Source organism: Bradyrhizobium sp. 190, assembly GCF_023073415.1.
GTDB lineage: Bacteria > Pseudomonadota > Alphaproteobacteria > Rhizobiales > Xanthobacteraceae > Bradyrhizobium.
Window position 1 is genome coordinate 41,413 of record NZ_JADPJL010000001.1, and the last position, 14,720, is coordinate 56,132.

Annotated in this window: 13 protein-coding genes; 9 read left to right on the forward strand and 4 right to left on the reverse strand. The window is 63.3% G+C overall.

From position 1 onward, the window contains the following. Nucleotides 1-14 precede the first annotated feature (14 nt). Complete coding sequence (locus IVB22_RS00195; RefSeq protein ID WP_247515330.1) at nucleotides 15-1,646, reverse strand: CTP synthase; 1,632 nt, start codon at nucleotides 1,644-1,646, stop codon at nucleotides 15-17. Nucleotides 1,647-1,812: 166 nt separating this feature from the next. Beyond that, nucleotides 1,813-2,199 (reverse strand): preprotein translocase subunit SecG, encoded by a 387-nt coding sequence (gene secG, locus IVB22_RS00200; protein WP_247515331.1) that lies wholly within the window; start codon nucleotides 2,197-2,199, stop codon nucleotides 1,813-1,815. A 226-nt stretch (nucleotides 2,200-2,425) separates the two neighbouring features. Between secG and IVB22_RS00205 the strand changes: the two genes are divergently transcribed. Genes IVB22_RS00205 through IVB22_RS00215 form a run of 3 tightly spaced genes read left to right on the forward strand, consistent with a single transcriptional unit; the run spans nucleotide 2,426 to nucleotide 3,927 of the window. Further along, entirely contained in the window at nucleotides 2,426-2,992 is a 567-nt protein-coding gene (locus IVB22_RS00205; RefSeq protein ID WP_247515332.1) for an XRE family transcriptional regulator, read from the forward strand. Between the two features lie 6 nt (nucleotides 2,993-2,998). Then, a complete protein-coding gene (locus IVB22_RS00210; protein WP_247515333.1) occupies nucleotides 2,999-3,394 on the forward strand; it encodes a hypothetical protein in 396 nt (131 codons plus the stop codon). Next, nucleotides 3,394-3,927, forward strand: a complete 534-nt coding sequence (locus IVB22_RS00215; RefSeq protein ID WP_247515334.1) for an N-acetyltransferase — start codon at nucleotides 3,394-3,396, stop codon at nucleotides 3,925-3,927. Before IVB22_RS00210 ends, IVB22_RS00215 begins: the two co-directional genes overlap by 1 nt. Before the next feature lies 1 nt (nucleotide 3,928). Here the strand turns inward: IVB22_RS00215 and tpiA are convergent, their stop codons facing one another. Beyond that, nucleotides 3,929-4,681, reverse strand: coding sequence for a triose-phosphate isomerase (tpiA, locus tag IVB22_RS00220; protein ID WP_247515335.1), 753 nt, complete (start codon nucleotides 4,679-4,681; stop codon nucleotides 3,929-3,931). Between the two features lie 250 nt (nucleotides 4,682-4,931). Between tpiA and IVB22_RS00225 the strand changes: the two genes are divergently transcribed. The 6 genes from IVB22_RS00225 to IVB22_RS00250 all read left to right on the forward strand — a co-directional run bounded on the left by IVB22_RS00225 (nucleotide 4,932) and on the right by IVB22_RS00250 (nucleotide 12,668). Continuing rightward, complete coding sequence (locus IVB22_RS00225) at nucleotides 4,932-6,833, forward strand: peptidylprolyl isomerase (protein WP_247515336.1); 1,902 nt, start codon at nucleotides 4,932-4,934, stop codon at nucleotides 6,831-6,833. Between the two features lie 77 nt (nucleotides 6,834-6,910). Further along, the gene (gene trpD, locus IVB22_RS00230; RefSeq protein WP_247515337.1) at nucleotides 6,911-7,924 is read left to right on the forward strand and encodes an anthranilate phosphoribosyltransferase; all 1,014 of its coding nucleotides are present in this window, start codon (nucleotides 6,911-6,913) and stop codon (nucleotides 7,922-7,924) included. Between the two features lie 17 nt (nucleotides 7,925-7,941). After that, nucleotides 7,942-8,763 (forward strand): indole-3-glycerol phosphate synthase TrpC, encoded by an 822-nt coding sequence (gene trpC / locus IVB22_RS00235; RefSeq protein WP_247515338.1) that lies wholly within the window; start codon nucleotides 7,942-7,944, stop codon nucleotides 8,761-8,763. 3 nt (nucleotides 8,764-8,766) lie between these two features. Further along, nucleotides 8,767-9,285, forward strand: a complete 519-nt coding sequence (gene moaC / locus IVB22_RS00240; protein WP_247515339.1) for a cyclic pyranopterin monophosphate synthase MoaC — start codon at nucleotides 8,767-8,769, stop codon at nucleotides 9,283-9,285. A gap of 108 nt (nucleotides 9,286-9,393) precedes the next feature. Next, the gene (locus IVB22_RS00245; RefSeq protein WP_247515340.1) at nucleotides 9,394-9,672 is read left to right on the forward strand and encodes a hypothetical protein; all 279 of its coding nucleotides are present in this window, start codon (nucleotides 9,394-9,396) and stop codon (nucleotides 9,670-9,672) included. A gap of 263 nt (nucleotides 9,673-9,935) precedes the next feature. Then, on the forward strand, nucleotides 9,936-12,668 hold the full coding sequence (locus IVB22_RS00250) for an EAL domain-containing protein (protein WP_247515341.1): 2,733 nt from the start codon (nucleotides 9,936-9,938) through the stop codon (nucleotides 12,666-12,668). Between the two features lie 382 nt (nucleotides 12,669-13,050). On the opposite strand, the gene IVB22_RS00255 is transcribed toward IVB22_RS00250, so the two are convergent. Next, entirely contained in the window at nucleotides 13,051-14,601 is a 1,551-nt protein-coding gene (locus IVB22_RS00255; protein ID WP_247515488.1) for a Do family serine endopeptidase, read from the reverse strand. Between the last annotated feature and the right edge of the window lie 119 nt (nucleotides 14,602-14,720).

Here is a 14,720-nt window from a genome sequence, read left to right on the forward strand (position 1 = left end):
CACCCTACAAAGTTCTACACCAGCCGGCTCTGCACCACTGCCGCCTGAATGAACGACGCAAACAGCGGATGCGGTTCGAACGGCCGCGACTTCAGCTCGGGGTGGAATTGCACGCCGATGAACCAGGGATGGTCCTCGTATTCGACGATCTCCGGCAGCACGCCGTCGGGCGACAGGCCTGAGAAGCGCAGGCCGTGCTGCTCGAGCCGGTCTTTATACGCGGTGTTGACCTCATAGCGGTGGCGGTGACGCTCCGAGATTTCGGTCGCGCCGCCATAGACTGCCGACACCCGGCTGCCGCGCTTCAGCGCTGCAGGATACGCGCCGAGCCGCATGGTGCCGCCGAGGTCGCCGGATTTCGAGCGTTTCTCCAGTTCGTTGCCGCGCAGCCATTCCGTCATCAGGCCGACCAGCGGCTCCTTGGTCGGGCCGAACTCGGTGGAGTTCGCCTCTTCGATGCCGACGAGATTGCGCGCGGCTTCGATTACCGCCATCTGCATGCCGAAGCAGATGCCGAAATACGGCACGTCGCGGACGCGCGCGAACTGCGCTGCGCGGATCTTGCCTTCCGCGCCGCGCTGGCCGAATCCGCCGGGCACCAGGATGCCGTTGACGTGTTCGAGGAACGGCGCCGGATCCTCGTTCTCGAATACCTCGCTCTCGATCCAGTCGAGATTGACCTTCACCTTGTTGGCGATACCGCCATGGGAGAGCGCCTCGATCAGCGATTTATAGGCGTCTTTCATGCCGGTGTACTTGCCGACGATGGCAATGGTCACCGCGCCTTCCGGGTTGCGCACGCGTTCGTTGATGACGTTCCAGCTCTGCAGCGCCGGCGGAATTTTCGGCGCGATGCCGAACGCGGCCAGCACCTCGTCGTCGAGGCCGGCAGCGTGATAAGCCTCCGGCACGGCGTAGATGTTGTCGACGTCCCTCGCCTCGATCACGGCGCTTTCGCGCACGTTGCAAAACAGGCCGAGCTTGCGGCGCTCTTCCTTCGGGATCTCGCGATCGGTGCGGCACAGCAAAATATCCGGCTGGATGCCGATTGAGCGCAGTTCCTTCACCGAGTGCTGGGTTGGTTTTGTCTTCAGCTCGCCTGCGCTCGGAATAAACGGCAGCAGCGTCAAGTGAATGTAGACCGCGTGCTCGCGCGGCAGTTCGTTCTTGAGCTGACGAATCGCTTCGAAGAACGGCAGGCCTTCGATGTCGCCGACGGTGCCGCCGATCTCAACCAGCACGAAATCGTATTCGTCGTTGCCGGAGAGAACGAATTCCTTGATCGCGTTGGTGACGTGGGGAACGACTTGAATCGTCGCGCCGAGATAATCGCCGCGGCGCTCCTTGGTGATGATGTCCTGATAGATGCGCCCGGTGGTGATGTTGTCGGCCTTGGTGGCCGGCCGCCCGGTGAAGCGCTCGTAGTGGCCGAGATCGAGATCGGTCTCGGCGCCGTCGTCGGTCACGAACACTTCGCCGTGCTGATACGGCGACATCGTTCCGGGATCGAGGTTGAGATAGGGGTCGAGTTTGCGGAGTCGGACCTTGTACCCGCGAGCCTGCAGCAGGGCACCGAGTGCCGCCGAAGCCAGGCCCTTTCCGAGCGAAGAAACCACGCCGCCGGTGATGAATATGTACCGCGCCATGGGACTCAACCTTTAAGGCCACCGCCCCGATTCGCCAAAACGAATCGCATCTGCGGGCGAACATTTCGCCGGGCTGTGGGTGACGTGAAATTTAGAGCGATATCAGAGCATTGATGGGAAGTTCTAATGCAGGACGGTAGAGGCCGTCCTGCATAGCCACCCTGCTTTATTGCGAACGCGGCGCCTGCGGACCCGACGGTGCCGGCTGACCCTGCTGTTCATCCACCTTCTTGAGCGTATCGAGCACGCCGCCGGAGGTCGGCGGAGCAACCGGCGTTGCGCCACCCGGCTGGGACTGCGTCGCCGGGGTGCCGAGGATCGAAGCCGGCTTGCGGTCGACGCCGGCGAGCCAGGCCAGCGTCATGCTGGTCAGGAAGAAAAGCCCCGCCAGGATCGCGGTCGTCCGCGTCAAGAGGTTGGCGGTGCCACGGCTCGACATGAAGCCGGCACCGCCGCCCATGCCGAGGCCGCCGCCTTCGGATTTCTGCAGCAGCACGGCGCCGATCAGCACCGAGACGATGATGAGGTGAACGACGATAATGACGGTCTGCATCTTAAAAACCTTCCGTCACAAGCGAAGGGCGCCGGTCTTCGGCTGCACCAAGAGCTTGCGGGTTTTCCTGAAGTTGCGCGGTGTTACACGATCGGACGGGGCATTGTCACCCCCAACCGCAGCCCCGGAGATAATTGCCGCAGGGGTGATGGCAAGGCTGTCCCCAGCTCCCGGCCGACTTCGAATCCGGACTTGAGCCTGAGACAATTTCTCTTATAATAGACAAATGTATACTATAGTAGACGATCTCAGCACGCGGCTCGCCCATCGCCTGCGGCTCGAGCGCGACAGCCGCGGCTGGTCGCTGGCTGATCTCGCCGAGCGTTCCGGGGTCTCCAAGGCCACCATCAGCAAGATCGAGCGCGCCGAGGTCAGCCCGACCGCGGTGGTGCTGGTTCGGCTCGCCAGCGCCTTCGACCTCACCCTCGCCGGCCTGATGCTGCGCGCCGAAGGCCAGGGCGAACGTCTTTCACGTGCCGCCGACCAGCCGGTGTGGCGCGATCCCGAAACCGGCTATCTGCGCACCCAGGTATTCAACCGCCCCGATCATCCCGTCGAGATCATCAAGGTCGAGATGCCGGCGAAGCAGCGCGTGACGCTGCCCGCTTCGTCCTACGCACACATCCGCCAGATCCTTTGGGTGTTGTCGGGCGCGCTCGTCCTGATCGATGGCGGCGAACGCCACGAACTCCGTGCCGGCGATTGCCTCGGATTCGGTCCGCCGGCGGAAGTGACGTTTGCCAACGAAAGCGCCGCACCCTGCACATACGTTGTTGCCCTTGCCCGGAGCTAGCTGGCGATGACGGAGATCGAAACCAGGCGTTCTCCGGCCGACCCGGCGAGTCCGGCAAACTCCGCTCCCGCCGGCCACAATGGCGGCCCGCCGCTCGACGAGGAGCACCGGCCTGAATGGGGCGACGGGGAAATCGGAAATTATTTCTACTGGAAGGCGGCGCATCGCGCGGCCTGGAAAAACCCCTCGCCCGGCATCGTCGCGTTCCGCATCCGGAAAGCCGAACGGCTGGGCCTCACCTACGAGGAGTACACGTTGGAAATTCTCGAACGCGGCCGTCACCTGCAGGTCGAGGATGTCGAACGGATCGCAGAAATCAAGCAGGCGCGCGCCGCCCGCGCAGCCAGGAATCGAAGCCAAACCCGCGGAAACGCATCTCATTCGCCCGGAGCCGATAGTTGATGCCTGACATCCAGATCAAGACACTGAGAACCTCGCCTGATACCTGCGCGGCGCTCAATGAAATGTTGGTCGAAACCGTCGCGAATGGCGGCTCGGTCAGCTTCATGCACCCTCTTCCGTTCGAAGCGGCCAACGAATTCTGGCGCAACTCGCTTGCTTCGGCCGACCGGGGCGAGCGGATCGTTCTCGGCGCCTTTGACGGCGAAGACCTGATCGGCACCGTGACGCTGGTGCTCAACCTCGCGCAGAACCAGCCGCATCGCGCCGAGATCGTGAAGATGATGACGCGGGTCAGTCACCGCTATCGCGGCATTGCCACGCTGCTGCTGCGCGAGGCCGAGCGCATCGCGATCGCACGCGGGCGCTGGCTGCTGGTGCTCGATACCGCCGAGGACGAAGGCGCGGCCGGACTTTATGAGCGGATGGGATTCAAGCTGACCGGCCTCATTCCGGACTACGCGCTCAAACCCCATGGCGGCCTCACGGGCACGCTGATCTACTGGAAGCGGTTGCAGGACGCAGTGCCGGCCTGAGCTAGCACGCCTCTGCAATCGCCAAAAAGTCTGTCGCTTTCAGGCTGGCACCGCCGATCAGGGCGCCGTTGACATCGGCGACCGCCATCAGCTCCACCGCGTTGGAGGGTTTTACCGATCCGCCATAGAGAATCCGGATCCTGCCACCTTCCGCCTTAAATCGGCTGGTGAGAACACCCCTGATAAAGCGGTGAACTTGCTCGACATCTCCAGGCGTCGGCGTCAGCCCGGTGCCGATCGCCCAGACCGGCTCATAGGCCGCCACCAGATTGGCCGCCGTGGCGCCATCTGGCAACGAGCCCGCGAGCTGCCCGCCACAGATATCCAGCGTCTGGCCGGCATCGCGTTGCTTCTGGGTCTCGCCGATGCAGACGATTGCTGTCAGGCCCGCCCGCCAGGCCGCCTCCGCCTTCTGCCGGACCAGCGCGTCGGTCTCGCCATGGTCGGCACGGCGCTCGGAATGCCCGACGATAATGGCGCTGGCGCCGGCATCCGCGAGCATTTCCGCCGAGAGATCACCGGTATGGGCGCCCGAGGCCTTCACGTGGCAATCCTGGGCACCGACGGCGAGTTTGGAACCGAGCGCCTTGTCGGCGAAACCGGAGATGAGGGTGGCCGGGGGACAGACCAGCAGGTCGGCCTTGCCGGCCAATGCACCCGCCCCCGCAATCATGGCCTCGAATTCACCCAAAGCGGACTTCAGGCCGTTCATTTTCCAGTTGCCGGCGATCAGGGGTCGGAGGGCGTCGGTCATGTCGATTATCCCGCAAATGTCAGCGTTATAGATGCGCTAGCAGAGGCACGCTGCCAGTTCCAGATACCGGTCGGGCGGTCCCCCGGCCGTTAACCGCTTCAATTAGCCCACACGGGCGAGGTTGCGGGGGGGCTGCGGCCACTTTATGATGCGTTTTCAACTCGGTGACGCCTTGTTGCGGATTCGATCCCGGATCGAATTCCCTAGGCACGACCCGGTTCCCCCTCTCCTGTAAAAACAAGTTGGACCCATGCTTCGAGGAATTCGGAAAGCCTCATCAAACTGGCTCGGCAAGATTGTCATGGCCGTCGTGATGGGCGTTTTGATTGTCAGTTTCGCAGTTTGGGGCATCGCCGACATCTTCAAGGGGTTCGGCCAGTCGTCGCTCGCCAAGGTCGGCAAGACCGAGATTTCGATCGAGCAATTCCGCCAGATCTACACGGACAAGCTGCAGCAGCTCGGCCGCAGTTTCGGCCGTCCACTGACCTCGGAACAGGCCCGCGCCTTCGGGCTCGATCGGCAGGTGCTGCAACAGACCATCGCCGAAGCCGCACTGGATGAGGAAGCCCGGCGCATGGGGCTCGCCCAGTCCCAGGAAGAAACCATGCGGTTGATCTACAACGATCCCAACTTCAGTGGATTGGGCGGCAAGTTCGACCCACAGCGCTTCCAGGCCACGATCCGGCAGTTCGGCTACACCGAGCAACGCTATCTTGCCGAACAGCGGCGCCTCGGGCTGCGGCGCCAGATCGCTGGCACCGTCTCGGCCGGGGTGGAGCCGCCGAAGGTCCTGATCGACGCCATGACCCGATTCCAGAACGAGCAGCGCTCGATGGAGTACGTCAAACTCGACGCCGCACAGGCCGGCACGATCGATCCTCCCTCGCCCGAGGCGCTGGCCGCCTATTTCGAGGAGCGCAAAACCCAGTTCCGCGCACCCGAATATCGCAAACTGTCCTTTGTCGTGATCAGCCCCGAAGAGATCGGCAAGTGGATCGAAGTCTCCGACGAGGACGCCAAGAAGATCTTCGAGCAGCGCCGCGAGCTGCTCGGCACGCCGGAAAAGCGCGAAGTGTCGCAGATGTTTTTTCCCAACGAAGGCGACGCCCTGGCCGCACGCAGCCGCATCACTTCGGGAACGTCGTTCGACGACCTCGCCAAGGAGCGCAATCTCAATCTGGCCGACGTCGATCTCGGCCTGATCGCAAAGAGCGCGATCATCGATCCGGCGATTGCGGATGCGGCGTTCTCGCTGCCATCGGGCGAAGTCAGCCAGCCTGTGCAGGGGCGGTTTGGCGTGGCGCTGGTCAAGATCGGCAAGATCGAGCCAGCCGTGACGCCGACCTTTGAAAGCGTCGCAGCCCAGGTGAAGAAGGAGATCGCGACCGAACGCGCGCGCGCCAAGGTCAACGAAATCCAGAACAAGATGGAAGACGAGCGCAGCGGCGGCGCCAATGTGGTGGAGGCTTCGCAGAAGCTCGGCCTGACCGCCGTCACGATCGACGCCGTGGATCGCTCCGGCCGCACGCCCGACGGCCAGCCCGTGGCCAACATTCCGCGCGGCCTCGACGTGGTCTCGCAGGCCTTCAACAGCGATGTCGGCGTCGATAACGAGCCGATCCAGTTTGCCGGGGGCTATGTCTGGTACGACGTGCTCGGCATTACTCCCTCGCGCGAGCGCCCGCTCGATGAGGTTCGCAGCCAGGTCGAGGCGAAATGGCGCGAAGACCAGATTTCGAACAAGCTGCGGGCGAAAGCGACCGAGATGGTGCAGAAGGTCGAGCAAGGGGGCACCCTTGCGGCCGAAGCGGCCGCGGTCGGATCGAAGGTCGAGACCGCGACGGGCTTCCGCCGCGACGCCTCGCTTTCAGGTGTCCCCTCGGCCGCCATCACGGCCGCATTCCGGACGGCCAAGGACGGCGTCGGGCAAACGCCGGGCGCCGGTGGCAGCGAGTGGATCGTGTTCCGCGTCACCGATGTGACCGTGCCGCCGGTCGACGCCGCATCCGATGAGATGAAGAAACTGAAGGACATGCTGGAGCGCGGCCTGACCGACGAACAGGTCGCTCAATATGTGACGAAGATCGAATCCGAGATCGGCACCTCCATCAACCAGGCCGCCTTCGCGCAGGTGACGGGCGCTAACAACTGAGCATGATCGGCCCAGACTAATCCAAGGTTTGCGCCGGTCATGCTTCAAGACGACACCCAATCCTGAAAGCCCAAGCGATGGACGACCTCAAATCTATCATCGGAAAAGTCGCCACCGGCGCGACGCTGTCGCGTGAAGAGGCGGCCTCCGCCTTCGACAGCATGATGTCCGGCGAGGCCACGCCCTCGCAGATGGGCGGGCTGTTGATGGCGCTGCGGGTCCGCGGCGAAACCGTCGACGAGATCACCGGCGCGGTGTCGGCGATGCGCGGCAAGATGCTCCGGGTCCAGGCGCCCGCGGACGCCGTCGACGTGGTCGGCACCGGCGGCGACGGCTCCGGTTCGGTCAACGTCTCGACCTGCGCGGCCTTCATCGTCGCGGGCGCCGGCGTGACCGTCGCCAAGCATGGCAACCGCGCGCTGTCATCGCGCTCGGGCGCCGCCGACGTGCTGGCTTCCCTCGGCGTCAAGATCGACCTCACGCCCGACCAGGTCGGCCGCTGCGTGGCCGAGGCCGGCATCGGCTTCATGTTCGCGCCTGCGCATCATCCGGCCATGAAGAACGTCGGCCCAACTCGGGTCGAACTCGCCACCCGCACGATCTTCAATTTGCTCGGACCGCTCTCCAATCCAGCCGGCGTGAAGCGGCAGATGGTCGGCGTGTTCTCCAGGCACTGGGTGCAGCCCTTGGCGCAGGTGCTGAAAAATCTCGGCTCCGAATCCGTGTGGGTTGTGCACGGCTCCGACGGACTCGATGAAATCACCCTCACCGGCCCGAGCTTCGTCGCCAGCCTCGACAACGGCAAGGTCACCACCTTCGAGGTGACGCCGGAGGACGCGGGCCTCACCTGTTGCAATGTCGACGCGCTTAGGGGCGGCGACGCGGACGCCAATGCGGTAGCACTCTCGAGCGTGCTCAACGGCAAGCCTAGCCCTTATCGCGACGTCGCGCTGTTGAACGCCGCGGCAGCGTTGATCGTGGCCGGCCGCGCCAAGGACCTGAAGGACGGCGTCGCGATCGGCGCCAAATCGCTCGATAGCGGCGCGGCAGCGGCGCGGCTGAAACACCTGATCGCGGTTTCGCGCGGCTGATCCGGGGGACGCCAGAGATGTCCGATATCCTGAGCAAGATCGAGGCCTACAAGCGCGAGGAGATCGCCGCGGCCAAGCGGGCGTGTCCCGTTTCCGAGGTCGAAGCCCGCGCCAAAACGGCATCGCCGCCGCGCGGTTTTCTGCGCGCGATCCGCGATAAGCTTGCGCGTGGTGACTACGCCCTGATCGCGGAAGTGAAGAAGGCTTCGCCGTCCAAGGGGCTCATTCGCGCCGACTTCGATCCGCCGGCGCTGGCCAAGGCCTATGAGGCCGGCGGCGCGGCGTGCCTGTCGGTGCTGACCGACACGCCCTCCTTCCAGGGCCATCTCGATTTCATGGTCGCGGCGCGCGCGGCGACCAACTTGCCGGTGCTGCGCAAGGACTTTTTGTTCGACACCTATCAGGTGGTGGAAGCCCGCGCCCATGGCGCGGACTGCATCCTGGTCATCATGGCTTCGCTCGATGACGCCGTCGCGAAGGATCTTGAGGACGCGGCCATCGCGCTCGGCATGGACGTGCTGATCGAAATCCACGACCGCACCGAGCTCGATCGCGCGCTGAAGCTTCGTTCGCCGATGATCGGCGTCAACAATCGTAACTTGAGAACCTTCGAGACCACGCTGGCGACCAGCGAGGCGCTGGCGCCGCTGATCCCGCGCGATCGCCTGATGGTCGGCGAAAGCGGCATCTTTGCGCCTGAGGATCTTGGGCGGCTCGCGCGCGTCGGCATGTCGACCTTCCTGGTCGGCGAGAGCCTGATGCGGCAGGCCGACGTGACAGCAGCGACGCGCACGCTGCTGGCGCGCACCGATAGCCCGCGCGCCACCGGGACCGGCTAGCAGATGGCCGGCAAGACTTCCAAAGATAAGGCTTCCAAAGGCGGCTCCGCCCTCACCCATATCGATACATCCGGCGAAGCGCGGATGGTCGACGTCTCGGCCAAGACAGCGACCGAGCGCACGGCCGTGGCCGAGGGACGCGTGGTCATGGGCAAGGCGACGCTCGATCTGATCGTCTCCGGCAACGCCAAGAAGGGCGATGTGCTGGGCGCGGCCCGCATCGCCGGCATCATGGCGGCCAAGCGCACATCGGAGCTGATCCCGCTGTGCCACCCGCTGGCGCTGTCCAAGGTGACGCTCGACATCACGCCCGACAAAAAACTGCCCGGCTGCATCGTCCGCGCCACCGTCAAGGTCAACGGCCCTACGGGGGTCGAGATGGAAGCGCTGACGGCGGTGTCGGTCGCGTGCCTCACAATCTATGATATGATCAAGGCGGTCGAACGCGGCGTTCGCATCGACGGCATTCATCTCGTTGAGAAGATCGGCGGCAAGTCCGGCCATTATCGCGCGGCGCCTTGAGTCTGGCGACCGTGCTGCCGTCGTCACGCTTGTGTGACCGGCGCGGTAAGGAATGCGCATCGGACGCGCGGGGTTGTTTGTTTCGGGACCTTCACAAGGAGGAATCCGATGGCGAGATACAAGCTTGTGGGCGCGGCGGCTGCGTTGGCCGTGATGACGGCACCCGCCATGGCACAGCAGGTCATGGGCGAACCCGGCTATTGCGCGTTCTACTATCCAAACGCCAATTGCCAGAACAAGGGCCCGGGCAATCCCTACACCGACCCGCGACGGTTCAACCAAGGTTACTCCCAAGGCTATTCGCACGACTACGCCCTGCCGGACAGCGGCCAGACGGTCGGCATCGCGAGGAAACGCGCGCACAAATCCGCAACCCGCACGCGGTGACGGCCCCGAATTCAACAAGCCCATGCTCGCATACTTCTGACCGGCGAACCGCGAGCATCCGGTGCGCCGATTTTTTTCGCGGTCGCACCTGGCCGGTTCGATGCTCCCCTGTGGTTGCCGGCGGAGCCCGCTACCACCGGTTAGCACTTCATTAACCAGACTTCCTAACGTCAATTCCATTTCGGCGCGCTATCGAAGTCATGGGCCGAGGGTTGGGAGAACTCCGCTTCCGGAAGTTCATTTCTCGGCAGCGACCGCGTCCAATGGCTTCAACCGGCACCAGCTCATTCGGGATTGCGTCCGTCTTTCGCGGCGGCCCTATCCGCTGGTTGATCCTGGGCGGCACGCTCCTGATCGCCACCATCGCCATCGGCGCGACCATCATGGCCGGCAATTTCCGCGAGCGCGCGCTGCGCAACAGCGAACGCGAGCTGGAAAACACCGTGCTGCTGCTCGCCCGCCATTTCGACCAGCAGCTCGAAGACTTCCAGGTCGTTCAGAAGGACCTGATCGCGTTCATGCGCTCCAGCGGGATCGCGACGCCCGAGAACTACAAGCGCCGGATGTCCGGCCATGACATCCATCTGATGCTGAAATCCAAGATCGAGGCGCTGTCCTACGTCGGCGGCATCAACGTCTTCGACGCCGAGGGCAACCTGATCAACGCATCGGTCGCCTGGCCGGCGCCGCTGGTCAACTCGGCGGACCGCGCCTTCTTCAGGACCTTCAAGTCCAGTCCGCAATCGCCGGAGATGCTGGTCGAGCCAGTCTACAGCCGCATCACCGGCGTCTGGACCACGGTGATCGCGCGCAAGATCACCGGGCCGAAAGGCGAATTCCTCGGCGCAATCGGCCGCGGCATCGAACCCGTCAACTTCGAAAAATTCCTCGCGACAGTAGCGCTCGGACCCGGCGCCTCTATCGCCATGCACCACAGCGACGGCACGCTGCTGGCCCGTTACCCGCATGTGGCCGAGCTTCTCGGCAAGAACTTCAAGACCGGTCCGGCCGCCCAGCGGCAGATATTCGAGCAGCCCCGCAGTACCTCGCGCCTCACCAGCCCGATCGACGGCGAGGACCGGCTGATCTCGTCGCGCGCACTCACGAATTTTCCGATCGTGATCATCGCTTCGACGACGACATCGGCCGCACTGGCGGACTGGCGCGAGCAGATCGGAATCCTGATCGCGATCACCGGACTTTCCGTGCTGGCGATTGCCGCCCTGCTGTTTCTTGTCGTCCGCAAGCTTTCGCAGCAGCACCGCGCGTCCAAGCAGCGGCTGTCGCTGGAAAAGCAGCGTCTCGACACCGCCGTCAACAACATGACGCAAGGCCTGCTGCTTTTCGATTCGAAGCAGCATCTCATCATCTGCAACAAGCGATATCTCGAGATGTACGGCCTCTCGGCCGACATCGTGAAGCCGGGCTGCAGCTTCCGCGAGGTGATCGCCCACCGCAAGGATACCGGCTCGTTCGTCGGCGACATCGACCATTACGTCGAGGTGGTGATGCGCGACATCTCGCACCGCAACGTCATGGTGATATCGACGCCCGACGGACGTTCGATCCAGATCGTCAACGAGCCGGTGCCGGACGGCGGATGGCTGGCGACCCATGAAGACATCACCGAGCGCCGCCGCGCCGAGGAGCGCATCACCCACCTCGCCCATTACGACGCGCTGACCGACCTGCCGAACCGCACGCTGTTCCACGAACGGCTCAAGCGCGAACTGTCCCACGCCGCGCCGGACCGGCAACTGGCAGTGCTCTATATCGACATCGACGAATTCAAGAGCGTCAACGATTCGCTCGGCCACATGATCGGCGACGAGCTTCTGAAATCGGTCGCCACCAGCCTCGCTGCTTGTGCACGGAAAACCGATTTCGTGGCCCGGCTCGGCGGCGACGAGTTCGCCATCGTTCAGACCGGGATCGAGGATACCGACGACGTGATGATGCTCGTCAGCCGCATCTTCCAGGCGATCCGCATCCCCTATCAATGCTTCGGCCATCAGGTGACCACCGACGCCAGCATCGGAATCGCGCTGGCGCCGCAAGACGGTTCCGATATCGACCAGATTTTGAAGAACGCGGATCTGGCGATGTACGCGGCCAAGGCCGCCGGTCGCCGCACCTATCGCTTCTTCGAAACGGAAATGGAGGCCGAGGTTCGCGCCCGCCGCAGCCTGGAAATGGACCTGCGCCAGGCGATCGTCGACGGCGGCTTCGAGGTCTACTACCAGCCCTGCCTCGACCTGCAGACCAACGCGATCACCGGCTGCGAGGCGCTGGTGCGCTGGCGCCATCCGCAGCGCGGCATGATTTCGCCCGCCGAGTTCATCCCGCTTGCCGAGGACACCGGCCTGATCAACCAGCTCGGCGAGTGGGTGCTGACATCGGCTTGCCAGGAAGCAGTGAGCTGGCCCGGCAATATCAGGCTCGCGGTCAACGTCTCGCCGGTTCAATTCAGGAGCGGCATGCTGGCGCTGAAGGTGATGGCAGCGCTGGCTGCATCCGGCCTTGCCGCGAGCCGGCTGGAGCTCGAGATCACCGAAGCCGTTCTCATCCGCGACGACGAGGCGGCGCTCGCCGTTCTGCACGACCTTGGCACCATCGGCGTCCGCATCGCGCTCGACGATTTCGGGACCGGCTTTTCCTCGCTGAGCTATCTGCAGCGTTTTCCCTTCGACAAGATCAAGATCGACCGCTGCTTCATCACAGATATCGCTGAGCCGGAAGGCTCGTCCAGCATCGTGCAGGCGGTGGTGAACATCGCCGCCGATCGCCACATGACGACGACCGCTGAAGGCGTCGAGACCGAGCAGCAGCGAGACTTGCTGCGCCAACTCGGCTGTTCGGAGATGCAGGGCTATTTGTTCAGCCCGCCGAAGCCGGCGGCGGAGATCAGGCCGCTGCTGTCGGCGCACCGGCAAGAGCCCGCGGCGAAAAGCCCGAGCCGCGCCCGCAAGCAAAAACCCGTCGTGCGGACGGCGTGAAGTTCAGCGCCATGAAAGTAGGCACGCGTCGCGGCCGCTTTGCGAGCTCTCTACACAAACCAGTCTCGATCTAGGAGACAGATTTCTGATCACGATCATCCGAATACTCGACGAACTTCTTGTATACCCAGCGCCCTCCATGGTTGCGCCGCCATACCATTCCCCAGACGAGCCGACCGGTAATCGATCGCCTCGGAATGATTACCCGCCAGAGATGCCAGGCATCAGACCACGCCTGCCCCAGATCCGAACGTACGGCAGAATTAACATCGCTGCTGTTAGCCATCAGTGATCCCTGATATCCGAAGGACGCTGAACCGGGCGCCGCGGCAACAGGACGGCTGGCAGCGGCAACACAGCCGCTGCCAGCCATTGGAGTTGCTTAACCGTTTGCGAGCGGCAAAGCGACGTAACGGGACGCGTCGCCGGAGCGAAGCCGCATCAGCACGCTACTTTTCTTGTCGGTACGCGCAGCTTCAAGCGCGTCGCCAACGTCACCGGGTTTCGCAACGCTTTTTCCGGCGACCTCCAGAATAACGTCGCCCTTCTTAAGCCCGCGTTCGGCCGCCGCGCTCTTCGGTTCTACCTTCGCGATAACGACGCCTTCCTTGCTTGCGCCATCTGCCTTGCTCGGGGCAAGCTTAAGGCCCAGATGCGGAACGTCGATACCATCGAGTGACCGCTTGGCATCGCCTTCAGTGTTGGCCTTGGCTTGCTGATCATTTGGCAGTTGCCCAAGGGTCAGACTGACGACCTTGCTCTGGCCCTTGCGCAGAACGTCAAGCTTGACAGCATTGCCAGGTGCGAATCCGCCGATGATGCGGGCGAGTTCACGGGCATCCTTGACCGACTGGCCATTTGCCGCAGTAATGACGTCGCCCGCCTCGATGCCGGCCTTTGCTGCAGGTCCATCCTTCTGCGGGTCAGCTACCAACGCACCCTGCGCTTGCTTCAAACCCATGCTGTCGGCGATGTCCTGGGTTACCGGCTGAACCTGAACACCGATCCAGCCGCGGCTGACGCTTCCGTTGTCCTTCAGTTGAGCGATCACATTCTTCACGGTCATTGCCGGGATCGAAAATGCGATGCCGACGCTGCCGCCGGATGGCGAATAGATCGCGGTGTTTACGCCGACGACCTCGCCCTGCATATTGAAGGCCGGGCCGCCCGAATTGCCCTTGTTGACGGGCGCGTCGATCTGAATGAAATCGTCGTAAGGGCCGCTTCCGATGTCACGGCCGTTGGCCGAAACGATACCGGCGGTTACGGTGCCACCCAGGCCAAACGGGTTGCCGACTGCAAGCACCCAATCTCCAATCCTGGCCTTGCCTGCGGAAAGCTTCGCAAACGAAAAATCTGAACCGCCCTCAACCTTGATCAAGGCCAGGTCTGTCCGCGCATCTGTCCCGATTACTTTCGCGGTGTAAGTCTTTCCAGTGTCCGTCGTTACCTCGACTTTGTCGGCTCCCTCAACGACATGGTTGTTGGTAACCGCGTATCCATCGGATGAAATGAAGAAACCGGAGCCTTGCCCCTTCATGCCATGCCGGCCGTTACGTCCGGGATTTTGATACTCACCATTCGGGCCGCCGAACTGACGGAAGAAGCGCTCCATGGGCGACCCGGACTCGTCGGCGTCGTCCTTGTTGCTCGCGTCATTGGCCTTGTCCTTCATTGTGACCTTGACCGAGATCACCGACGGCTTCACCCGCTCCGCCACATCGGCAAAGCCAGGGGGCTGCTGGGTGGCGCCCGATGCGGCGTTAGCAGCCTGGGCATGGGCCGCGCTGCCAAAGATATCGAGTCGATCGGGCGAAGCACTGAAGCCATACATTGCGAGCCCGGTCACGACAGATGCCATCAATGCCACTTTTCGTGCCGAGAACAGGGAGCGCTTCCGCTGCCCATGAGAAACAAGGTTACGTTGGTCCATTACAAAATCTCCAGGATGATGATTAAGCGCAAAGCCGCACGCCGCTGTAGATGCGGATTCCCGCATTACACGACGCTGGCGGGGGAATTAATGTTTGGAAATGAACTGCCGAAATCGCC

Coding starts and splice junctions, on each gene's coding strand:
- IVB22_RS00255 (WP_247515488.1), bottom strand. CDS start 14,601: ATGGACCAACGTAACCTTGTTTCTCATGGGCAGCGGAAGCGCTCCCTG.
- secG (WP_247515331.1), bottom strand. CDS start 2,199: ATGCAGACCGTCATTATCGTCGTTCACCTCATCATCGTCTCGGTGCTG.
- IVB22_RS00205 (WP_247515332.1), top strand. CDS start 2,426: ATGTATACTATAGTAGACGATCTCAGCACGCGGCTCGCCCATCGCCTG.
- IVB22_RS00195 (WP_247515330.1), bottom strand. CDS start 1,646: ATGGCGCGGTACATATTCATCACCGGCGGCGTGGTTTCTTCGCTCGGA.
- IVB22_RS00225 (WP_247515336.1), top strand. CDS start 4,932: ATGCTTCGAGGAATTCGGAAAGCCTCATCAAACTGGCTCGGCAAGATT.
- trpC (WP_247515338.1), top strand. CDS start 7,942: ATGTCCGATATCCTGAGCAAGATCGAGGCCTACAAGCGCGAGGAGATC.
- tpiA (WP_247515335.1), bottom strand. CDS start 4,681: ATGACCGACGCCCTCCGACCCCTGATCGCCGGCAACTGGAAAATGAAC.
- trpD (WP_247515337.1), top strand. CDS start 6,911: ATGGACGACCTCAAATCTATCATCGGAAAAGTCGCCACCGGCGCGACG.
- IVB22_RS00215 (WP_247515334.1), top strand. CDS start 3,394: ATGCCTGACATCCAGATCAAGACACTGAGAACCTCGCCTGATACCTGC.
- IVB22_RS00250 (WP_247515341.1), top strand. CDS start 9,936: ATGGCTTCAACCGGCACCAGCTCATTCGGGATTGCGTCCGTCTTTCGC.
- IVB22_RS00245 (WP_247515340.1), top strand. CDS start 9,394: ATGGCGAGATACAAGCTTGTGGGCGCGGCGGCTGCGTTGGCCGTGATG.
- moaC (WP_247515339.1), top strand. CDS start 8,767: ATGGCCGGCAAGACTTCCAAAGATAAGGCTTCCAAAGGCGGCTCCGCC.
- IVB22_RS00210 (WP_247515333.1), top strand. CDS start 2,999: ATGACGGAGATCGAAACCAGGCGTTCTCCGGCCGACCCGGCGAGTCCG.